Below are 21,830 nucleotides of genomic sequence, written 5' to 3'. Positions count from 1 at the left end.
TGCAACAAAAAACCCCTCGTGCCAAGAGGCAAGCGAGGGGAGCGCGCCGGGTGTGGTCGCTGGGAGTTCCGGGTCGATCCGGACGTCACCAGCTCAGCCGACGCGCTGTCCAAGTACGAGAATTCGGGTGCGCATGGCACAGACCCTCCCCCCGGCGCACACCCAGTGTCAAGCGGGTGGGACGGGAGTCTCATTATGTGAGCGAAGGGCACTTCCGCCTCCGAGAACAGCGGGCACACCACTTGTGTACACCCCCGCACCTCCCCCCGCGAACGCGGGCTCCGCCGGTCCGTGCGGAACCGGATAATGGCCGGAACCGAGCGCCCGGCGCAGCCGGTACTCGTCCAACGGACCGGAAAACGCCATTCCCTGTCCGTGTGTGCACCCCATCGCGCGCAGCGCCACGACCTGCTCGGGCAGATCCACGCCGTCGGCCACGGACTGCAGCCCGAGATCGCCGGCGATCCTGAGCAGCCCACTGGTGATCTTGTGCAGCCGCGCGGACTCCACGACCCCCTCGACCAGACTGCGGTCGAGTTTGAGCACGTCGACGGGGAGTCTGCGCAGCGCCGTGATCGCCGCGTAGCCGCTCCCGAAGCCGTCCAGGGCGATCCGGACACCGAGCCTGCGCAGGGCGCCGAGACGGCGTTCCAGCTCGTCGAGGGAGACCCGGGGGTCGGTCTCGGACAGCTCGATCACCAGGGACCCGGACGGCAGCCCGTGCCGGGTCAGCAGGGCCTCGATCGAGCCGAGCGGCAGGGAGCGGTCCAGCAGCCGGCGGGCGTTCATCCGGACGGCCACCGGCATGGTCAGCCCGGTCGCGGCGCGCTCGGCGGCCTGCTCGACGGCCTCCTCCAGCATCCAGCGGCCCAGTTCGGCGGTCTTGTCGCTGTCCTCGGCGACTCTGAGGAACTCGGCCGGCGTGAAGAGCACCCCCTGCGAGGAGCGCCAGCGTGCCTGGGCGGCGACCGAGGTGATCCGACCGTCCTCCAGACAGACCACGGGCTGGTGCAGCAGCGCGAACTCGCCGTCGTGCAGCGCGGCCCGCAGGCGCGTGGCCAGCTCCGCCTTGCGTACGACGTCCTGCTGCATCTGGGGCGCGTACAGCTCGACGCGACCCTTTCCGGCCGACTTGGCGCGGTACATGGCCAGGTCGGCGTTGCGCAGGATCTCGCCCGCGCCGAGGCCCGGCTCGGAGAACGCGACGCCGATGGAGGCGGCGACGCGGACATCGTTGCCGTCGATGAGGTAGGGCTGCGAGAGCGTGATCCGCAGGCGGTCGGCGAGGTCCAGGATGTGCCGCTCGCGGGCGCTGCGGTCACGGGTGCCGTCCCCGACGATCAGGGCCGCGAACTCGTCGCCGCCGAGCCTGGACGCGGTGTCGCCGTGCCGGACCGCGTCCTGGAGTCTGCGGGCGGCCTGGACGAGCAGCTCGTCCCCGGCCTGGTGCCCGATCGTGTCGTTGACGGCCTTGAAGCCGTCGAGGTCGATGAAGAGGACGGCGGTGCCGCGGTCGGAGGCGCGGCGGCCGGAGAGCGCGTGCTGGACACGCTTGGTGAACAGGGCGCGGTTGGGCAGGTCGGTGAGCGGGTCGTGCTCGGCGTTGTGCTGGAGCTGCGCCTGCAGGCGCACTCTTTCGGTCACGTCCCGGCTGTTGAAGATGAGGCCGCCGTGGTGGCGGTTGACGGTGGACTCGACATTGAGCCAGCCTCCGTCGCCGGACCGGAAACGGCACTCGATGCGTGTGGTGGGTTCCTCGAGAGGGTTGGCGGCGAGGAAGCGGCGCACCTCGTGCACCACGCAGCCCAGGTCCTCCGGGTGGATGAGATTGGCCAGCTCGGTGCCCACCAGGTCCTCCGCGGGGCAGCCGTAGACACCGGCGGCGGCCGGGGAGACGTAGCGGAGTATCCCGTTGGGTGCGGCGATCATGATGACGTCGCTGGAGCCCTGCACCAGGGAGCGGAAGTGGTTCTCCTTCTGCGCCAGTTCCTGGGTGAGGGTGATGTTGTCGAGCAGCATGATGCCCTGGCGCACCACGAGGGCGAGCACGACGGTGCCGCCGGTGAGGAGCACCACGCGGTCGACGCTGTGGCCGTTGAGGACGTTGTAGAGGATGCCCAGCGTGCAGACGGCGGCGGCGAGATACGGCGTGAGCGCGGACAGGGAACCGACGATGGGCCCCGCGGCCGGATACCGGCTGTGATCACCGCCCTGCGGGGGTGCGTGGTGGTGGATGCCGCCGCGCTGTCCCGGCAGATGCTCGTGGACCACGCGCGTGTGCCCCGCGCCGTCCGCCCCTTCGGTGCCCGGCTGCCCCTGGCGGGCCGCGGCCCAGGGCGCGTAGGCGAGCAGGAGCGAGCCCGCGAACCAGCCCGCGTCCAGCAACTGGCCGGAGCGGTAGGCGTTCTGGACCAGCGGCGAGGTGAACAGGGCGTCGCACATGACGGTCAGGGCGAGTGCGCCGATCGCGGTGTTCACCGCCGTACGGTTCACCGCCGAGCGCCGGAAGTGCAGCGCGAGCACCATGCTGACCAGGGCGATGTCCAGCAGCGGGTAGGCGAGCGACAGCGCGGTCTGCGACACACTCGACCCGTCGGACCGCGCCGCCTGGGCGAGGGCCAGGCTCCACGAGAGCGTGAGCAGCGAGCCGCCGATCAGCCAGGCGTCCAGACCGAGGCAGACCCAACCGGCCTTCGTCACCGGCCGTTTGGCGAGGACCAGCAGGCCCACGATGGCGGGCGGCGCGAAGCACAGGAAGAACCCGTCGGCGTAACTGGGGGTGGGCACGGGGCGTTGCAGAACTACCTCGTACCACCCCCAGACCAGGTTGCCCAGGGACGCCATGGCCGAGGAGAGGGCGAACAGTATCCAGGCGAGCCGAAAGCGGACGCGCCGGTTACGGGCGTAGAGGAAGCAGGAGACGGCGGCGATGGCCGCCGCGGCGCTCAGCCCGAAGTCGCCCATGATCAGCGCGACTTCCTGCGAGCCCCAGCCGAGCGCGGAACCGACGGCGTATCCCGCGCACACCAGGGCCAGCAGGAGTTGGTGGACCATGTTCGTCCGGCTGCCGGAGGCCGGCGGCCGGGGCAGCCGCGCCCCCGGCGAAGGCTGTGCCCGCAGCGCTCCGTTGAGGGTGGTCGTGGGAGGCGGCGGCGAACTCACCGGACCCTCCTGGTCCGCGCCGCTCCAGGGTCCCGGGAATCCGGGGTCGCTGGATGCGCATGCCTCCTGCGGCTGCTGTGCCTGCGCTGGTGATGGCTGTGACGGCAGGTGTGGCTGCCGTGGTGACCGCGTCTGCGCGCGGCCGTGCGCCAGGGTCGTCGTCGGCGGCTTCGCCGCGTCGGATCGTTCGTCCATAGGCCGTGCATCGCCCGTCGCCCCCCTCACAGTCTGCAATGTCCATCCCCGGCGCCGAACTGTCCGCGGCGCAGCCCCTGTCGGGACGATACACCAGTCTCGTCACTCAGGGACATAGTTCCTCTACGCTCCGTGACGACCAGCGGGGATGCGAGCACGGACCGCGTCCGGAGGATTGCGGAGGGTACCGGAAGCGGATTACGCGCTTGTTGCTCTGCGGCTCTCGTCGCTTGTGGAGCCCGTCGTAAGGATCACGTTGCGCAACGGCTCCCGGTTCACGAAACGCCCCAACTGGTCCACCAGCAGCCGCTTGGCGCGCGGCAGGAACGCGGATGTCGGTCCGCCCACGTGGGGACTGATGAGCACGCCGGGCGCCTGCCACAACGGGTGCCCCGCGGGCAGCGGTTCGGGGTCGACGACGTCCAGGGCCGCGGTGATCCGGCCGCTCTCCAGTTCGGCGAGCAGGGCCTTGGTGTCGACGACGCCACCGCGCGCGACGTTCACCAGGAGGGCGCCGTCCTTCATCCGGGCCAGGAACCCGGAGTTCACCAGACCTCGGGTGGTGTCGTCGAGCGGCGTGGAGAGGATGACGACGTCCGCCTCCGGCAGCAGGGCGGGCAGTTCGGCGAGCGGGTGCACCGGTCCGCGCTCCGTGGTGCGCCCGGAGCGCGCGACGCGCGCCACCCGCGCGACCTCGAACGGTACGAGCCGGTCCTCGATGGCGGAGCCGATGGAGCCGTAGCCGACGATGAGCACCGACTTGTCGGCGAGCGCCGGGTGGAAGTCGCCCTGCCAGTGCTCCTGTTGCTGGGCGCGGACGAAGCCGGGGATGCCGCGCAGCGAGGCCAGCGTGAGCGTCAGGGCGAGTTCGGCGGTGCTCGCCTCGTGCACACCGCGCGCGTTGCACAGCTCCACGCCGGGGACGATGTCGTCGAGTTGCGCCAGGACGTCGTCGACGCCCGCCGTGAGCGTCTGGACGAGCCGCAGGTTGCGCATCTCCTTCAGCGGGCGGACCTTCACGGGCTGCCGCTTCATGTACGGCACGACGTACACGGCGCAGTCGGCCGGGTCCCCGGGGAACTCCTGCCGCCCGTCCTCACCCCCGTCCCAGAACAGGTAGTGGGGCCCTTCCGGGAGCCCTGCGATCTCTTCCGGCGGGATGGGGAGCCACACTTCAGCGGTCATGGTCCGAGGCTATGTCAGGTGCGTGGGATGCAGAGGTTAGGTTGTGGGGTGCCGGAAGAGGGAGGGTCACGAGCAGGTGGAGCGCAGGACGATCGGGGCGGCGGCGCTCGCGGTGGGGGGTGTCGGACTCGGTTGCATGCCGATGAGCTGGGCCTACAGCGGGTCGCGGCAGCGGGGCGAGGAGTCGTTCAGGGCCGTGCACCGGGCGCTGGACCTGGGCTCGACGCTGCTGGACACGGCCGACATGTACGGCCCGTTCACCAACGAGCTGTTGGTGGGGCGGGTGTTGAAGGAGCGGCGCGGTGAGGCCTTCGTGTCGACGAAGGTGGGGCTGCTGGTCGGCGAGCAGCACATCGTGGCCAACGGCCGGCCCGGTTATGTGAAGCGGGCGTGCGACGCGTCGCTGCGGCGACTGCAGACGGACGTGATCGACCTGTACCAGCTGCACCGCGCCGACCCCGAGGTCCCGGTCGAGGAGACCTGGGGCGCGATGGCGGAACTGGTCCAGGCCGGGAAGGTGCGGTCGCTGGGGCTGTGCGCGGTGGGTGCGCGCGGTGGCCGCCGGTCCGGGGCCCGGCTGCACGACGCGACGATCCGCCAGCTGCAGCGCGTCCAGCAGGTCTTCCCGGTGAGTGCGGTGGAGGCGGAGCTGTCGGTGTGGTCGCCGGAGGCCCTGGAGTCGCTGCTGCCGTGGTGCGAGGCCCGCGGGGTCGGCTTCCTGGCGGCGATGCCGCTGGGCAACGGCTTCCTCACCGGCACGCTGACCCCGGGCGAGGGCTTCGAACCGGACGACGTCCGGGCCCGCCACCCCCGCTTCACGGCGGAGATGATGGCCGCCAACCAGCCGATCGTCGTCGGCCTGCGCCGCATCGCCGCCCGCCACGGCGACGCCGTCACACCCGCCCAGGTGGCCTTGGCGTGGGTGCTCTCCCGGGGCCGCCATGTGGTCCCGGTCCCGGGCGCCAAGCAGGAGCGCTGGGTGACGGAGAACGCGGCGGCGGCCGGGCTGCGGCTGTCCGCGCAGGACCTGGCGGAGGTGGCGGCACTGCCCAGGGCGCGGGGATCCTGGGACTGACGGGATCGGGCGGCACAGCGGCCCGTCGCGGTTCGGGTCCCGGAGATCGGGAACCTGTGAGGCCCGAGCGGTGTAAGAACAGTAGAAGCCACCGCGTCGAAGGGACCGAGATCGTGCAACGACGAGCAGTGTCGGCCGTGTTGGCCGCAACCGCGCTCCTGGTGACGGCCGGATGTTCCTCCGACGACGGCGGTGGCGGGGCGTCGGGCGGGGGGACGACACCGAGCAGCAGTACGACGTCGGAGGCCGCCCCCAGCCGGCAGGCCGCCGAGGAGACACCTCCCGCGAAGGGCTCGGTGAAGGTGCTCCGCACGGCCGCCACCGGGCTGGACACCCCTTGGGGCCTGGCCCCGCTGCCCGACGGCGATCTGCTGGTCTCCTCCCGGGACGAGGCGACGATCACCCGGGTCGACGGGGAGAGCGGCAAGAAGACCGAGCTGGGCGAGGTGCCAGGGGTCTCCCCCGCCGGTGAGGGCGGGCTCATGGGCCTCGCGCTGTCACCGGACTACGCCTCGGACCACATGGTCTATGCCTACTTCACCTCTGCCTCGGACAACCGCGTCGTCCGCATGCTGTACGAGGAGGGGAAGCCGCCCGGCGAGCAGCTGGGCGCACCGGACACCGTCTTCAGGCGCATCCCCAAGGGCTATATCCACAACGGCGGCCGGATCGCCTTCGGCCCGGACAAGATGCTGTACGCGGGCACGGGCGAGAGCGGCAACACCGGTCTGTCCCAGGACAAGAAGTCCCTGGGCGGCAAGATCCTGCGGCTGACGCCGGAGGGCGAGCCGGCTCCGGGCAACCCGTTCCCCGACTCCCCCGTGTACTCGCTGGGCCACCGCAATGTGCAGGGCCTGGCCTGGGACTCCAAGCAGCGTCTGTTCGCCTCGGAGTTCGGCCAGGACACCTGGGACGAGCTGAACGCGATCGAGCCGGGCGGCAACTACGGCTGGCCGGAGACGGAAGGCAAGTCCGACGAGGGTGACTTCCGCGACCCCCTAGCCCAGTGGGCCACGGATGACGCCTCCCCCAGCGGTATCGCCTACGCCGAGGGCTCGATATGGATGGCGGGGCTGAAGGGCCAGCGCCTGTGGCGCATCCCGCTGAAGGGCACGGCGGCCTCGGCGGACCCGCAGGCGTTCCTGGAGGGTGAGTATGGCCGGCTGCGCACGGTGGTGTCGGCGGGCGGCGACAAGCTGTGGCTGGTCACCAGCAACACGGACGGGAGGGGCGACCCGAAGGAGGGGGACGACCGGATCCTGCAGATACAGGTGAGCTGACCGGGCCGTCAGTCCTGGGCGGGCTCGTCCTCGTCCGATGTCGGGCGCCGTACGACGACCTTGCCGGACGCGAGGTCTATCGGCCCGCGTCCGGGGTCGTTGTCTCCGATGTCCTCCCGTGTCAGTGCCAGCCGGTTCTCTTCGTCCTGGGTGTGTTTTCGACCGGGTGCGAACAGTTCCTCGAAGGCGTTGAACACGGGACCTCCCTGGGCCGATGTCCTTTACAGCGTAAGCCTGACGCCGTTGGTCCGAAGGGTGAGCCTGTGGCCTCGTTCCCGCGGGGCCTCATCCCGCCGTCCGGCCGGTGAGCGGCTCCGCCGGGAACAGCTCCAGCCGGTGTGCCACGGCCGCGGCCTCGCCCCTGCCCGAGACGCCGAGCTTGGCCAGGATGTTCGAGACATGGACGCTGGCCGTCTTCGGGGAGATGAACAGCTCCTCGGCTATCTGGCGGTTGCTGCGGCCGGCGGAGACCAGGCGCAGCACATCGCGTTCCCGGCCGGTGAGGCCGAGGGAATCGGCCGTCGGGGCCTGGGACCGCTTCGGGGCGCGGGCCATGGGGAGGCGGGCGCGCTGGGCGAGCTGGGTGACGGCGTCGGCCAGGGGACGGGCACCGAGGTGGCGGGCGACGACGTGGGCGAGGCGGAGCAGCTCCGTGGCGCGGTCGCGTCCGTCCTCGCCGCCGGTGGCCAGGAGGGCCTCGGCGAGGCGGTGGCGGACGCGGGCGAGGTCGTAGGGGCGGTTCAGGCACTCGAAGGCGGCGGTCACCTCCGACCAGTCGTCGGGGTCGCTCGTGCCCTCGGCGCGCAGGAGTTCCGCGCGGACCCAGCGTTCGTGGGCCTGCCAGACGGGGACGTTGGTGGCCAGGGGCTTGGCGGCCGTACGGATGCGTTCGAGGAGTTCGGCGCGGCCGGGGTCGGCGGCGGGCAGGCCGAGGGCGTCGGCCTCCATGGCGGCGGCGGTTCGCAGGAGGGGCCAGGCGTAGCGCTGGGTGTCGGGCGGGAAGCCGGTGTCCATGGCGCGTTCGAGTTCGGCGCGGGCGTCCAGGAGGCGGCCCTCGCCGGCGGCGACGCCGATGGCGATGCGGGCGAGGGGGATCTCGTTCTGGGGCGGCCGGTCGTGGCTGCCGAAGTGGGCTCGGGAGGCGGCCAGTTGGAGGCGGGCCTCGGCCAGGTCTCCGCGGGCGAGGGCGAGTTCGGCGCGCAGGAGGGCGTGGAAGCCGCGGGGCTTGGCGCTCTGCCCGATGCGACCGGCGTTGACGGAGGCTTCGGCGGCCTCGTCCCAGCGGCCCAGGCTGCAGAGGGATTCGGCAAGGTTGCCCCAGGCCCAGGCCTCGCTGTCCGGGAGGCCGAACCGCCGGGTGTAGGCGAGCCCTTCCTCCAGGACGGGCACGGCGTCGGCGGAGCGTCCGACGGCTTCGAGGGCGTCCGGCAGGTTCACATAGACGCGGGCCGCGACGGCGGAGAGACCGTGCTCGACCGTCTCGCGCTTGACCTCCAGCATCTCGCCGAGTCCGGTCTCGATGTCACCGGCGTGGACCTTGAGGCTGCCGAGGGTGAGCCGGGCGTTCATCTCGATCTCGTGCACGCCGAGCATGCGCGCGTACTCCACGGCGCGCTCGGCGGCGGAGAAGGCGTCGGGGCCGGGGACGTGCACCATGGACCAGTTGGCGACGCTGGCGAGGACCTCGGCGTGCACCTCGGAGGGCGGCAGGCCGCGTACCAGCTCCTGGGCGGTGGCCAGTTCCTGCCAGCCGTCGCCCCGGGACAGCGCCGAGATCAGCCGGGAGCGCTGTACCCAGAACCAGGCGCTGCGCAGCGGGTCGCCCTCCTCCTCCAGGAGGTGCAGTGCCCGCTTGGTGATCTTCAGGGCGCGTTCCCGTTCCCCGCAGAGCCGGCCGGCCACGGCGGCCTCGGCCATCAGGTCGAGATAGCGCAGCGGGGTGGTGGCCGGGTCGCAGCCGCAGGCGGGGTAGACCTCGGCGTAGTCGACGGGTCGCAGGGCGGCCCGTACGTTCTCGGGGGCGGTGTCCCAGAGCTCCATCGCGCGTTCCAGGAGCCGCAGTTGTTCGGAGTAGGCGTGCCGACGGCGGGCGGTGACGGAGGCGTCCAGGACGGCGGGCAGGGCCTTGGCCGCGTCGTGGGCGTGGTACCAGTAGCTGGCCAGGCGCATGACGCGGCCGTCGGCCGGCACGAGCGCCGGGTCGGCCTCCAGGGCTTCGGCGTAGCGGCGGTTGAGGCGGGAGCGCTCGCCGGGCAGCAGGTCGTCGCTGACGGCCTCGCGGACCAGGGAGTGGCGGAAGCGGTAGCCGTCGCCGTCGGGTGCGGCGCTGAGGATGTTGGCGTTCACGGCGGTCCGCAGCGCCTCGATGAGGTCGTCCTCGGCGAGTCCGGCGACGGCGGCGAGCAGCCGGTACTCGACGGTGGAGCCGCCCTCGGCGACGACCCGGGCGACCCGCTGGGTGCTCTCGGGCAGTCCCTCGACCCGGACCAGGAGCAGGTCGCGCAGTGAGTCGGTAAGGCCGGCGCAGCAGCCCTCGTGGGCGGCGACGGCGAGTTCCTCGACGAAGAAGGCGTTGCCGTCGGAGCGTTCGAAGATGTCGTCGACGGTGGCCGGGTCGGGTTCGGAGGCGAGGATGCCGGCGATCTGGCGGCCGACCTCGGTGCGGTTGAAGCGGCCGAGTTCGAGGCGGCGGACGGTGCGCAGCCGGTCGAGTTCGGCGAGCAGGGGGCGCAGCGGGTGGCGGCGGTGGATGTCGTCGGCGCGGTAGGTGGCGAGGACGACGAGGCGGCCGGTGCGCAGGGTGCGGAAGAGGTAGGCGAGGAGGTGGCGGGTGGAGGCGTCGGCCCAGTGCAGGTCTTCGAGGGCGACGACGACCGTGCGGTCGGCGGCGACGCGCTCCAGCACGCGCGCGGTGAGTTCGAAGAGGCGGGCCATGCTCTGCTCGTCGTGGCGTCCCGAGGGCGCTTCGCCCAGTTCGGGCAGGAGCCGGGCCAGTTCCTCCTCCTGGCCCGTGGCCGCAGCGGCCATCTCGTCCGGCAGTTCGCGGCGCAGGGCGCGCAGGGCGGTGGAGAACGGGGCGAAGGGCAGCCCGTCGGCGCCGATCTCGACGCAGCCGCCGAGTGCGACGACCGCGCCGTGTCCGCCGGCCGCGGTGGCGAACTCCTCGACGAGCCGGGTCTTGCCGACACCGGCCTCGCCGCCGATCAGCAAGGCCTGTGGCTCGCCCGCGGCGGCACGGGCGAGCGCCTCGTTCAAGTGGGTCAGTTCATCGGCGCGGCCGACGAACACGGGACTGACGGACCTGGTCTCCACGGGCCCGAGCATCGCACGGGGGTCCGACAGCGCGGCACCGGTTTTCGCGGGGAGGGTGCCCGCCGCCTCCCTCATGGGGTCGGCTGGTGCCCCGGCGTGCGGGGGGACGGCCGCCTCGGTCGGCGGGCGGCCGTCCCCCTCCCCCGTGGTCACGCGGTGCGCAGGAAGCGGAGCCGGCGGGAGAGCCCGGTATGCACCTCGCCCTCGGTCTCGTGGCCGGCTGCCTCGCGGCGGGCGGCGCGGCGTCCGCGGACCGCCTCGCGGGCCAGCCGCTCCTGCTGGGCCTGGCGGCGCAGGTCGGCGGAGCGCAGCTGGGAGAGCTCGTACTCGTACATGGTGTCCCCTTGGGAGAGTCGGTTTCGTGCTTCGCTTTCTGCGATGCCTTTACCTTCGTCTCCAAGGCGGGTCCGCCACATCGGGAGAGTTCCGCATCTTCGGCCACGGTAGGGGCCTTAGACGTGCCCAAGGGGCCTCAGGCGCCGCGTAAGGTGCTTACGCTCGGCCTAAGACCCCTTGGTGACCTGCGGTGATTCAGCTCGTGGACGGCAGTCCGAGCAGGACGTCGGTGTACTTGAGGACGGCCAGGAGCAGGCCGATGACCCCGAGCGAGACACCCGCCCAGCCGACCGACTTGATCCACGGGGCCTGCGGCTTGCCGGGCGCCCCGAAGGCGGGCCGGGCCAGTACGAAGACGCCCACGATCAGCGCGGCGAGCGCGAAGAAGCCGGCCCACAGGGCGGAGGTCTGCCAGGCGTCGCCGTAGACCTCCTTGACCTGCGTGGCGACGGTCGCGGTCGACGCCGTCTCCAGCTGACCCACGAGGGTCTCGCGGGCGGCGGCGACCGTACCGATCCAGCCACCGGTGAGGGAGACGAGACCGAGCCCGGCGGACACGACGGCGGCCGCACCCTGGCCGACGCCGGACGGGCCCTCCTTCTCGTCCTCGCCGGCGCCCTCGAGGAGTTCGGACTCGTCGCCGTCCTCGGCGTCATCGACCTCGGTCACCTCGTCGGCGCCCACGGCGTCGCTCTTCGTGACGTCCACCTTCTCCTCGTCGGTCCTGGCCTCGGGGCCCGTGTCGGCCCCGGTCTCGTCAACAGTCTTGGTTCCCATACCTCGCACCGTACGGACGCAGTCTGAGAGGTTTCTTAATGATCGTTGTGAGCAGCACGCGCGCGTGCCTCACGCCACTCGGGCGCCAGCACCGACCACACCTCGAGATCGTGCCGCACCCCACCATAGAGGTGCGCCTGGCGGTGGACACCGTCGCGGGTCATCCCCAGCCGCCGGGCGACATTGAGGCTGTTGGTGTTGCCGGCGGCGGCGATCCATTCGACGCGGTGGATGCCGCGCTCCTCGATCACCCAGTCGATGAGCACCCGCATCGCCCGGGTGATCAGCCCGCGCCCGGTGGCGGCGGGCTCCAGCCAGCACCCGACCTCGGCGTTGCCCTGAGCGGCGTCGAAGTTGAGGGTGAGCACTCCGCCGACGAGCTTTCCGTCGAGCCAGATGCCGTGGTAGCCGCCGGTGTCGTCGGAACGCATCCGGGCGTAGCGCTGGAGCGTCTCGCGCGCGGACTCCACGTCCACCACGTGGGAGCCGAAGGGGATGAACTCCCCGATGAACTCCCTGCCGCGGTCCAGGTTCGCCAGGAACTCCTCCGCGTGCCACGGCTCCAGCGGACGCAGTTCGGCGCCGTCACCCAGCGATATCGCGTACATCGATGTCCCGCTCCTTCTCCAGCTCCGCCACGACGCCGTCCAGCCTCGCATGGGCGGCCCGGCACTCGGGCGGCTCGATGCTGATGCGGGGCATCCGGCGGTCCAGCCAGCCCGGCAGCCACCAGTTGGCGCCGCCGAGCAGGTGCATGAGGGCGGGGACGAGCAGGGTGCGCAGGACGAACGCGTCGAGGGCGACGGCGGCGGCGAGGGCGATGCCGAACATGGCGATCACGCGGTCGCCGCTGAGGACGAAGGCGAGGAAGACCGAGATCATGATGACCGCGGCGGAGTTGATCACCCGGCTGGTCTCGGCGAGGCCGACGCGGACGGCCCGCCGGTTGTCGCCGGTCTCCAGCCACTCCTCGTACATCCGGCTGACCAGGAAGACCTGGTAGTCCATGGAGAGCCCGAAGAGGACGGACACCATGATCACCGGCAGGAAGGGCTCGATCGGCCCGGCCCGGCCGAGGCCCAGGAACTCGCTCCCCCAGCCCCACTGGAAGATCGCGACGACGATCCCGAAGGCGGCGGCGACCGCGGCGACGTTCATCGCGGCCGCCTTCAGCGGGATGCCGACGGACCGGAAGGCGAGCAGGAGCAGCAGACAGCCCAGGCCGATGACGACGCCGACGAACAGGGGCAGCTTGCCGACGATCACCTCGGCGAAGTCGTCGTACGACGCCGTCACACCGCCGACCTGGATGTCGAGCGAGGTGCCGGTCTCGGCGCGCGGCAGCACCTCGGTGCGCAGCCGGTCGACGAGGTCGCTGGTCTTCTGGGACTGCGGGGACGACTCCGGGACGATCGTGAAGTACCCGGTGTCCCCGCCCGCGTCGTAGGTCACCGGAGTCGCCGAGGCGACGCCCTCGGTGGTGCGGATGGTGGCGTCGAGGTTGTCGAGGAGGAGCTTGTCCTCGGCGCCGTCGACGTGGGTCACCAGGGTCAGCGGGCCGTTGACGCCGGGGCCGAAGCCGCCGGCGAGCAGGTCGTAGGCCTGGCGGGTGGTGGACGCCTGCGGGTTGTTGCCCTGGTCGGAGGTGCCCAGGTGCAGACCCAGCGTGGGCAGGGCCAGGACGGTCATGACGGCGAGGGCGACCGCGCCGAGCAGCTTGGGGTGGCGTTCCACGAACGCCGACCAGCGCGCGGCGAGCCCGGTCGGCAGCTCGGGCTGCGGGCCGTGCTCGTCCAGGTGGCGTCGCTCGCGGCGGCTCAGGGCGCGCATGCCGATGAAGGAGAGCAGGGCGGGCAGCAGGGTGACGGAGGCCGCGACGGTGAGGACGACGGTGAGCGAGGCGGCTATCGCGACGCCGTTGAGGAAGCTCAGCCGGAGGATCAGCATGCCCAGCAGGGCGATGCAAACCGTGGCACCCGCGAAGACGACGGCCCGTCCGGTGGTCGCGACGGCGTTGGTGATGGACTCGGCGACGCCCAGTCCGCGTTTCAGTCCGCGCCGGTGCCGGGTCACGATGAACAGGGCGTAGTCGATGCCGACGCCGAGCCCGATCAGCATGCCGAGCATGGGCGCGAAGTCGGCGACGGTCATGGCGTGCCCGAGCAGCACGATCCCGGCGTAGGCCGTGCCGACGCTGACCAGCGCGGTGGCGATGGGCAGCAGTGAGGCGGCGAGCGAGCCGAAGGCGAGGAACAGCACGAGCGCGGCGACGAGCACGCCGACGGCCTCGGCGAGATGTCCGCCCGAGGACTCGGTGAGGGCGATGGCGCTGCCGCCCAGCTCCACCTGGAGCCCGTCGCTGCGCGCCTTCTCGGCGGTGTCGACGACGGCCTGTGCCTGGCCCTCGTCGATGTCCTCGGCCCGGTCGTCGAAGGTGACCGTGGCGTACGCGGTCCGGCCGTTCTCGCTGATCTGGGTGGCGCCCTGCTCGTCGTACGGACTGACGACGGCGGCCACTGCGGGCAGATCGGCGATCTCGTCGAGGGTCCGGGTCATGGTCTGTTCGACGGCGGAGGCACGGACCGTGCCGGACGCGGTGTGCCAGACGACGGTGTCGCTGTCCCCGCCGAGCTCCGGGAAGCCTTCGCGCAGCAGTTGGGTGGCGCGGCCCGACTCGGTGCCGGGGACCTCGTAGTCATTCGAGTACGCCGAGCCGGTGGCCACGGCCGCCGCGGTCACCCCGCCGAAGGCGAGGAGCCACAGCAGAACGGCGACGAGGCGGCGCTGGACACACCAGCGTGCGAGGGCTGCCACGAAACGTGCTCCCGGGTGGATTTATGGATCTTTGACCGGGAACAGTCGTCGATGAGAAGAACAGCCCGCAAAGAACGCATGAGCAATGCGGAGACCACTCTTGCAGCCAGAAATGATCGTTTACCGCATTCGTGCTTTTATTCACAGGAGTGGGAGGCAGATCACAGGACAGTAACGGCCTCTCTGTCACCTCAGTCGAACTGGTCGCCCAGCGCCATCACCATCACGCCGACGATCAGCAGCCACAGCGCCCTGCGGGTGCGTCCCCGGGAACCCAGCACCGACGCGAGCGCACAGACCGCGGCCCCGGTGGCGTAGGCGGCCGGGACGAGCGCCGGGACGGATCCCGTGAAGCGGAGCGCCGAGGCCGCCATGCCCGCGAGCGTCAGCACGGCCCCGGTGGCAAGAGCCGCCCAGCGGGCCCGCCGCGCGTCCTCGGCCGGGTCCGCGTACTCCTCCGGTATCTCGGAATCACCGCGTCCGTTCATGGCGGGCGAGCGTAGCGCGTCCCCCTGGGAAATCGGGTGCCGGACGGCCTCGCCCCCTGCTACGGTCCCGCCGTCCGCCGTCTCCGGCTTTCCGCCGCCGACCGAAGCAGGTTGATTTTTTGAAGGTCCGACCGAGCTCCTCTGCACATCTCTTCCCTACGAAGGACTCAAGGAGCCCGTTCACCGATGTCAGACATCACCCCGAGTGCCTCGAGTGAGGACCTCGTCCGGCGGCTGACCCAGAGCCGCTATCCGCGCAGCAACGGCTACGACGTCCGCTGGGTCATCGAGAACCAGATGGGCCCCAACGCGCTGTGGCTGCTGGAGTGGCTGGCGCCCGCGCTGGGCCTGGACCGGCTGCGCCCCGGCGCCCGCGTCCTCGACCTGGGCTGCGGCCGCGCCATGACCTCCGTGTTCCTCGCCAAGGAGTACGACGTCCAGGTCACCGCCGCCGACCTGTGGGTCGGGGCCGACGAGAACGCCGTACGCGTCGCCGAGGCGGGTGTCGGCGACCGTGTGCTGCCGGTGTACGCCGAGGCGCACGACCTGCCGTTCGGCGAGGGCACGTTCGACGCGATCGTCTCCGTCGACGCGTATCAGTACTTCGGCACGAACGACCTGTATCTGCCCACGCTGGCGCGGCTGTTGAAGCCCGGCGGGCGGATCGGGGTCGTCGTACCGGCGCTTCGGGAGGAGTTGGAGGGCGACGACCCTCCGGCGCATCTGACGGAGTACTGGGAGAAGGACCCCGGGTTCTGGGCCTTCCACTCCCCCGCCTGGTGGCGGCGGCTGTGGACGCGCGGCGGGGCCGTGACGGTCGAGACGGCCGACTGGCTGGAGGACGGCTGGCGCGACTGGCTGCTGTGGAGCGAGGTGTGCGCCGAGGAGAGCTCCAGCGAGTTCATGGCGGACATGGCGCGCTGGTCGGTCGACCTGATGCACGCCGACGTCGAGCATGTGCTCGGTTTCGCGCGGGTCGTGGGACGCCGTAAGTGACAGCGGGGCCCCGGAGGTCATGCCTCCGGGGCCCCGCCCACGCCTGCCTCAGCCCTCGCTGACGCCCAGCTTCTCCAGGATCAGTTCCTTGACGCGGGCCGCGTCGGCCTGACCGCGGGTCGCCTTCATGACCGCGCCGACCAGGGCGCCGGCGGCGGCGACCTTGCCGCCGCGGATCTTGTCGGCGATGCCCGGGTTGCCGGCGATGGCCTCCTCGACGGCGGTGGTCAGCGCACCCTCGTCGGAGACGACCTTCAGACCGCGCTTGTCGACGACCTCGTCCGGGGTGCCTTCGCCCGCGAGGACGCCTTCGATGACCTGACGGGCCAGCTTGTCGTTGAGGTCACCCTTGGCGACGAGCTCGGTGACCCGGGCGACCTGCGCCGGGGTGATGGCCAGCTCGTCCAGCGACGTGCCCGACTCGTTGGCGCTGCGGGCGAGTTCGCCCATCCACCACTTGCGGGCGGAGGCCGCGTCCGCGCCGGCGTCGATCGTGGCGACGATCGGGTCCAGCGCACCGGCGTTGAGGATCGCCTGCATGTCCAGCGCCGAGATGCCCCACTCCGCGACGAGGCGGTTGCGGCGGGCCAGCGGCAGTTCGGGCAGACCGGCGCGGATCTCCTCGACCCACTCGCGCGAGGGGGCCACCGGAACGAGGTCCGGCTCGGGGAAGTACCGGTAGTCCTCGGCCTCCTCCTTCACGCGGCCCGAGGTCGTCGACCCGGTGTCCTCGTGGAAGTGCCGGGTCTCCTGGATGATCGTCCCGCCGCTGTTGAGTACGGCGGCATGCCGCTGGATCTCGAAGCGGGCGGCGCGCTCCACGGAACGCAGCGAGTTGACGTTCTTGGTCTCGCTGCGGGTGCCGAACTTCTCGCGGCCGTGCGGGCGCAGCGACAGGTTCACGTCGCAGCGCATCTGCCCCTGCTCCATACGGGCCTCGGAGACACCGAGCGCCTTGATGAGCTCGCGCAGCTCGGCGACGTACGCCTTCGCGACCTCGGGAGCACGCTCGCCGGCGCCCTCGATCGGCTTGGTGACGATCTCGATGAGGGGGATGCCGGCCCGGTTGTAGTCCAGCAGCGAGTGGGACGCGCCGTGGATGCGGCCGGTGGCACCGCCGACGTGCAGCGACTTGCCGGTGTCCTCCTCCATGTGGGCGCGCTCGATCTCCACACGGAAGGTCTCGCCGTCCTCCAGCTGGACGTCGAGGTAGCCGTTGAAGGCGATCGGCTCGTCGTACTGGGAGGTCTGGAAGTTCTTCGGCATGTCCGGATAGAAGTAGTTCTTCCGGGCGAAGCGGCACCACTCGGCGATCTCGCAGTTCAGCGCGAGACCGATCCTGATCGCCGACTCGACTCCGGTCGCGTTGACGACCGGGAGCGCGCCGGGCAGGCCGAGGCAGACGGGGCAGGTCTGCGTGTTGGCGTCCTGACCGAGTTCGGTCGAACAGCCGCAGAACATCTTGGTCTTGGTGCCGAGTTCGACATGGACCTCGAGGCCCATGACGGGGTCGTACGACGCGAGTGCGTCCTCGTACGACTCCAGGTCGGTCGTGGTGGTCACGGTGAAACTTCCCTCTCAGCCCAGCAGGACGTCGTCGTCGCCCAGCCGCTTCAGCTCGCGGTAGAGGATGGCGAGGCCGGTGACGATGGCGACGGCGGACACGGTGGCGTCGATGAGGACCAGGGTGTCCTTGTCGGCGCGGGCCTTCTTGAGCCGCTTGGCGACGCCGATCGCGCCGAACGCGGTCCCGGCGATGGACAGGTACGTGCCGGACTTGGACTTCTTGAAGCCCTTGGCCTTGGTCAGTGCGCTCACAGCGACGGAGCCTCCTCGAGAAGCGGATGCCCCCACTTTTCCACGAAGGCGGCCTCGACGGCGGCGCCGACCTTGTAAAGACGGTCGTCCTTCAGCGCCGGGGCGATGATCTGCAGACCGACCGGGAGGTTGTCCTCCGGGGCGAGCCCGCAGGGCAGCGACATGGCCGCGTTGCCCGCCAGGTTGGTCGGGATGGTGCACAGGTCCGCGAGGTACATCGCCATCGGGTCGTCGGCACGCTCGCCGATCGGGAAGGCGGTGGTGGGCGTCGTCGGCGAGACGATGACGTCGACCTGCTCGAAGGCCTTCTCGAAGTCGCGCGTGATGAGCGTGCGGACCTTCTGGGCGCTGCCGTAGTACGCGTCGTAGTAGCCGGAGCTGAGCGCGTAGGTGCCGAGCATGATGCGCCGCTTCACCTCGGGGCCGAAGCCCGCCTCACGGGTGAGGGAGGTGACCTCCTCGGCCGAGTGGGTGCCGTCGTCGCCGACCCGCAGGCCGTAGCGCAGGCCGTCGAAGCGGGCGAGGTTGGACGAGCACTCGGACGGCGCGATCAGGTAGTACGCCGACAGCGCGAGGTCGAAGGACGGGCAGTCCAGCTCGACGATCTCGGCGCCCAGGTCCTTCAGCAGCGCGACGGACTCGTCGAACCGCTGGATGACACCGGCCTGGTAGCCCTCGCCGCGGAACTGCTTGACGACGCCGACGCGCATGCCCTCGACGCTGCCGTTGCGGGCGGCCTCGACGACCGGCGGGACCGGGGCGTCGATGGAGGTGGAGTCGAGCGGGTCGTGCCCGGCGATGACCTCGTGCAGCAGCGCCGCGTCCAGGACCGTACGGGCGCAGGGGCCGCCCTGGTCGAGGGAGGACGAGAACGCGACCATGCCGTAGCGGGACACGGCCCCGTACGTGGGCTTCACGCCGACCGTGCCGGTGACGGAGGCCGGCTGGCGGATGGAGCCGCCGGTGTCGGTGCCGATGGCGAGGGGCGCCATGTGCGCGGCCAGCGCGGCGGAGGAGCCGCCGCCGGAGCCGCCGGGGATCCTGGTGAGGTCCCAGGGGTTGCCGGTCGGGCCGTAGGCGCTGTTCTCGGTGGAGGACCCCATGGCGAACTCGTCCATGTTGGTCTTGCCGAGGATGACGACGTCCGCGGCCTTGAGCCGCTTGGTGAGAGTGGCGTCGTACGGCGGGATCCAGCCCTCGAGGATCTTCGAACCGACGGTCGTCGGAATGCCCTCGGTGGTGAAGATGTCCTTCAGCGCGAGCGGGACGCCGGCCAGCGGGCCGAGCTTCTCGCCCTTGGCGCGCTTCTCGTCGACGGCACGGGCCTGGGCCAGCGCGCCCTCGCGGTCGACGTGCAGGAAGGCGTGCACCTTCTCGTCGACGGCCTCGATACGGGCCAGGTGGGCCTCGGTCACCTCGACCGCGGTGAGCTCGCCGGAGGCGATCTTCGCGGCGGTCTCGGCGGCGGTGAGCTTGATGATGTTGACGTTGTCCGTCATGGCGGTTAGTCCTCCCCCAGGATCTGCGGCACCTTGAAACGCTGCTGCTCCTGGGCCGGGGCGCCGGAGAGCGCCTGCTCGGGGGTGAGCGACGGACGGACCTCGTCCGCCCGCATGACGTTCGTCAGCGGGAGCGGGTGCGAGGTCGGCGGTACGTCTTGGTCGGCGACCTCGCTGACGCGTGCGACCGCGCCGATGATGTCGTCCAGCTGTCCCGCGAAGTGCTCGAGCTCTTCGGGCTTCAGCTCCAGACGCGCCAGCCGTGCGAGGTGGGCGACCTCCTCGCGCGTGATGCCAGGCATGCAGCGATCCTCTGGGTGGGAGTGTGTGGTTTGGGGCCAATCCTATGGGGCGGCGCCCTGTGCCCGTGAAACGGTTTCCTCGCCCCCGGTCGGCGTCGGTGAATTCAGCCCCTCCGGCGTTCGAGGAGCGGGGGTCCAGGGGGCGGAGCCTCCTGGACCCCCGCTCCTCGAACGCCGGAGGGGCGGCAGCCCCTGGGGAGGGGAACGGGTAAGGGCGGCGGGGGCGGAGAGCGCCTGGCTACTCGTCGGCGGCAGCCGCCGGCAGGGCCGCCCGCGGGCGCTGCCATCCGCGTGAACCCCGGGCCAGCAGCCAGGCGGTGGCCTCCTCGGCCGGCATCGCCGCCGCGACCAGCCACCCCTGGACGGCGTCGCAGCCCAGGTCCCGCAGCCGCTCCCAGGTCTCGTCGTCCTCGACGCCCTCGGCGACCACCAGGAGGCCCAGCGAGTGAGCCAGGTCCACCGTGCACCGCACGATCTCGGCGTCCTCGGTGTCGATCGCCAGCCGCGCCACGAAGGAGCGGTCGATCTTCAGCTCGCTGACCGGCAGCCGACGCAGATGCACCAGCGACGAGTAGCCCGTGCCGAAGTCGTCCAGCGACATCTTCACGCCGTGCCCGGTCAGCCCCGCGAGGGTGTCGGCGGCGCGCTGCGGGTCCTCCAGCAGCACGTGCTCGGTGATCTCCAGCTGGAGCGAGCCCGCGGGGACGCCGTGCCGGGCCAGCCGGGCGGCGACGGAGCCGGCGAAGCCGGGGGTGTGGACGTCGCGCGGGGAGACGTTGACCGCGACGGGCACGTACAGGCCCTGGGCGCGCCACCGGGCCACCTGGGCGAGCGCGGTGTCCAGGACGTACTCCGTGAGGTGCGGCATCAGCCCCGACGACTCGGCGATGGCGATGAACTCGTCCGGCGGCACCTTCCCGCGCTCCGGGTGCACCCACCGGACGAGGGCCTCCAGGCCCGCCACCTGTCCGTCGAAGCGGACCTTGGGCTGGTAGTGCAGCTGGACCTCGTGCGCGTCCAGGGCCCGGCGCAGATCGCCCAGCAGTCCGAGCCGGTCGGGGGTGTTGGAGTCCCGCTTGGACTCGTAGACCTCGACGCCGGTACGGTCCCGCTTCGCCTGGTACATCGCCACGTCCGCCCGGCGCAGCAGCCCCTCGGCGTCCAGGGCGTGGTCGGGGAAGACGGCGACTCCGGCGCTGGCCTCCAGGACGAGGGTGAGCCCGTCGAGGTCGAGGGGGGAGCTGAGGGCCGCGACGAGGTTGCGGGCGACCCGGGTCGCGGACGTCGTGGAGTCGGCGACGGGCAGTAAGACGGCGAACTCGTCACCGCCGAGCCGTGCGGCCTCCGCTCCGCGCGGCAGGGCCGCCTGCAGCCGGTCGGCTATCTGCAGGAGCAGCCGGTCACCGGCCAGGTGGCCCAGGGTGTCGTTGACCGACCGGAAGCGGTCGAGGTCGATGAGCATCAGGGCGGCCCGGGCGCCGATGCGTTCGGCGTCGTCCAGGGCGGTCCAGATCCGTTCGAGGAGCCATTGCCGGTTGGGGAGCCCGGTCAGCGGGTCGCGCAGCTGCTCCTCCGCCCGGGCCCTGGCTATCCACAGGGTGGAGTCGAGGGCGATGAGCGGGATCGAGAAGAGCGGCAGCAGCACCGGTTTGGCGACGGCGACGACGCAGACCAGCGGTGCGATACCGAGCAGCGCGACCGCGACCAGGCCCTGTCTGACGAGGGCGGTGCGGGCCACGGTGGGCAGTCCGCCGGTGCGCGGGGCGTGCAGGTACCACAGCAGGGTGCGGGTGACCGCGAGGTAGGCGGCCGCCACGAGGACCACCCCGGGGGCGGTGTAGAAGGTCCAGGTGTCGGGGTTCCAGGGGGTCTCGACGGACGGAACGCGTCCGAACGCGGCCAGCACCAGGGCGCCGGCGCCGATGCCGAGGATGTCCACCGCGCCGTGCAGGACGCCCTGTCGCCAGCGGTTGCGCCTGGCTATGCCGACCAGGACGACGACGGTGAGGCTGACCATCCCGGCGGGCACCCAGCCGTACAGCAGCAGCACGGCGAGGGTGAGGGCGGCGCCCGAGCCGGTGCCGCCCCACCAGCGGGCGCGGCCGAGCGCGACCAGGTGGCCGACGATGATGCCGCTCAGCAGGGCCAGGGACCAGCCGACGGTGCCGGACGGGAAGAGCGCGTGGCCTTCGGTGAAGGCCCGGTAGAAGCCGGCGCCGAGCACGAACCCGGCCGCCGCGACGACTCCGGTGGGCAGCGCGGGCCAGGACAGATGCCGCTCGGACCCGGAGCCCGGCAGTCCAGGGGTGTGTTCGGTGGGCTGTACGGGGCTACGTCCGGCTGCCGAGGCGGAGTACGGTCCGAGGGCGCGCGTCTCCTCGCCCGGACGGGGTGCGGACCGCGTCGACCGCCGGCTCGCCTGCCAGGCGCCCGTCATCCGGCGCAGCCGTGAGTCCGGGGCGGCGCTCTCGGTCGGTTCCATTCCCGTCCCTCTCACAGCCGGCGGTGCCCACGCCACGCGGCCCGTTGCCCGACAAACCTTCGACGGCGCCGCGTTGGAAAGCCCTTCCCCCTGCTCTGGAGGAGCAAGG

Annotated in this window: 17 protein-coding genes; 3 read left to right on the top strand and 14 right to left on the bottom strand. The window is 71.6% G+C overall.

The features are described from left to right. Positions 1 to 168: 168 nt before the first annotated feature. On the bottom strand, positions 169 to 3,162 hold the full coding sequence (locus OG381_RS32310; RefSeq protein ID WP_327719551.1) for a putative bifunctional diguanylate cyclase/phosphodiesterase: 2,994 nt from the start codon (positions 3,160 to 3,162) through the stop codon (positions 169 to 171). A 393-nt stretch (positions 3,163 to 3,555) separates the two neighbouring features. Then, positions 3,556 to 4,542: a 2-hydroxyacid dehydrogenase gene (locus tag OG381_RS32305; RefSeq protein WP_327719550.1), complete on the bottom strand. Its 987-nt coding sequence runs from the start codon at positions 4,540 to 4,542 to the stop codon at positions 3,556 to 3,558. Positions 4,543 to 4,618: 76 nt separating this feature from the next. Here OG381_RS32305 and OG381_RS32300 point away from each other — a divergent pair, with 76 nt between their 5' ends. Together OG381_RS32300 and OG381_RS32295 are read left to right on the top strand one after the other, a co-directional pair. Continuing rightward, positions 4,619 to 5,617: an aldo/keto reductase gene (locus OG381_RS32300; protein ID WP_327719549.1), complete on the top strand. Its 999-nt coding sequence runs from the start codon at positions 4,619 to 4,621 to the stop codon at positions 5,615 to 5,617. Between the two features lie 113 nt (positions 5,618 to 5,730). Continuing rightward, a complete protein-coding gene (locus OG381_RS32295; protein WP_327719548.1) occupies positions 5,731 to 6,897 on the top strand; it encodes a PQQ-dependent sugar dehydrogenase in 1,167 nt (388 codons plus the stop codon). Between the two features lie 8 nt (positions 6,898 to 6,905). Here OG381_RS32295 and OG381_RS32290 read toward each other — a convergent pair whose 3' ends face one another. The 7 genes from OG381_RS32290 to OG381_RS32260 form a co-directional block, all read right to left on the bottom strand. Further along, complete coding sequence (locus tag OG381_RS32290) at positions 6,906 to 7,094, bottom strand: DUF6191 domain-containing protein (protein ID WP_327719547.1); 189 nt, start codon at positions 7,092 to 7,094, stop codon at positions 6,906 to 6,908. Positions 7,095 to 7,182: 88 nt separating this feature from the next. Beyond that, the gene (locus OG381_RS32285) at positions 7,183 to 10,221 is read right to left on the bottom strand and encodes a helix-turn-helix transcriptional regulator (protein WP_327722611.1); all 3,039 of its coding nucleotides are present in this window, start codon (positions 10,219 to 10,221) and stop codon (positions 7,183 to 7,185) included. A 137-nt stretch (positions 10,222 to 10,358) separates the two neighbouring features. Beyond that, positions 10,359 to 10,544 (bottom strand): hypothetical protein, encoded by a 186-nt coding sequence (locus OG381_RS32280; protein WP_307025542.1) that lies wholly within the window; start codon positions 10,542 to 10,544, stop codon positions 10,359 to 10,361. A 196-nt stretch (positions 10,545 to 10,740) separates the two neighbouring features. Further along, positions 10,741 to 11,322, bottom strand: coding sequence for a hypothetical protein (locus OG381_RS32275; protein ID WP_327719546.1), 582 nt, complete (start codon positions 11,320 to 11,322; stop codon positions 10,741 to 10,743). Between the two features lie 35 nt (positions 11,323 to 11,357). Beyond that, entirely contained in the window at positions 11,358 to 11,930 is a 573-nt protein-coding gene (locus tag OG381_RS32270; protein ID WP_327719545.1) for a GNAT family N-acetyltransferase, read from the bottom strand. Further along, complete coding sequence (locus OG381_RS32265; RefSeq protein WP_327719544.1) at positions 11,908 to 14,136, bottom strand: MMPL family transporter; 2,229 nt, start codon at positions 14,134 to 14,136, stop codon at positions 11,908 to 11,910. The genes OG381_RS32270 and OG381_RS32265 overlap by 23 nt, the downstream gene beginning before the upstream one ends. Positions 14,137 to 14,327: 191 nt before the next feature. Further along, positions 14,328 to 14,624 carry a hypothetical protein gene (locus tag OG381_RS32260; RefSeq protein ID WP_327719543.1) on the bottom strand — a complete coding sequence of 99 codons (297 nt, stop codon included), beginning with the start codon at positions 14,622 to 14,624 and terminating at the stop codon, positions 14,328 to 14,330. A gap of 186 nt (positions 14,625 to 14,810) precedes the next feature. Here OG381_RS32260 and OG381_RS32255 point away from each other — a divergent pair, with 186 nt between their 5' ends. Further along, the gene (locus tag OG381_RS32255) at positions 14,811 to 15,620 is read left to right on the top strand and encodes an SAM-dependent methyltransferase (protein WP_327719542.1); all 810 of its coding nucleotides are present in this window, start codon (positions 14,811 to 14,813) and stop codon (positions 15,618 to 15,620) included. A 48-nt stretch (positions 15,621 to 15,668) separates the two neighbouring features. Here OG381_RS32255 and gatB read toward each other — a convergent pair whose 3' ends face one another. The 5 genes from gatB to OG381_RS32230 form a co-directional block, all read right to left on the bottom strand. Next, on the bottom strand, positions 15,669 to 17,183 hold the full coding sequence (gene gatB / locus OG381_RS32250) for an Asp-tRNA(Asn)/Glu-tRNA(Gln) amidotransferase subunit GatB (RefSeq protein WP_327719541.1): 1,515 nt from the start codon (positions 17,181 to 17,183) through the stop codon (positions 15,669 to 15,671). Positions 17,184 to 17,198: 15 nt separating this feature from the next. Then, on the bottom strand, positions 17,199 to 17,438 hold the full coding sequence (locus tag OG381_RS32245) for a hypothetical protein (RefSeq protein ID WP_053747884.1): 240 nt from the start codon (positions 17,436 to 17,438) through the stop codon (positions 17,199 to 17,201). Then, a complete protein-coding gene (gatA, locus tag OG381_RS32240) occupies positions 17,435 to 18,937 on the bottom strand; it encodes an Asp-tRNA(Asn)/Glu-tRNA(Gln) amidotransferase subunit GatA (protein ID WP_327719540.1) in 1,503 nt (500 codons plus the stop codon). Before gatA ends, OG381_RS32245 begins: the two co-directional genes overlap by 4 nt. Before the next feature lie 5 nt (positions 18,938 to 18,942). Then, positions 18,943 to 19,239, bottom strand: a complete 297-nt coding sequence (gatC, locus tag OG381_RS32235) for an Asp-tRNA(Asn)/Glu-tRNA(Gln) amidotransferase subunit GatC (RefSeq protein WP_007384860.1) — start codon at positions 19,237 to 19,239, stop codon at positions 18,943 to 18,945. 238 nt (positions 19,240 to 19,477) lie between these two features. Continuing rightward, positions 19,478 to 21,721, bottom strand: coding sequence for a putative bifunctional diguanylate cyclase/phosphodiesterase (locus tag OG381_RS32230; protein ID WP_327719539.1), 2,244 nt, complete (start codon positions 21,719 to 21,721; stop codon positions 19,478 to 19,480). Positions 21,722 to 21,830: the final 109 nt, after the last annotated feature.

It is taken from the genome of Streptomyces sp. NBC_00490 (genome assembly GCF_036013645.1).
In the GTDB taxonomy this organism is placed as follows: Bacteria; Actinomycetota; Actinomycetes; order Streptomycetales; family Streptomycetaceae; genus Streptomyces; species Streptomyces canus_F.
The sequence above is the reverse complement of the archived record's forward strand: the minus strand, read 5'-3'. Positions and strand labels throughout refer to the sequence as shown.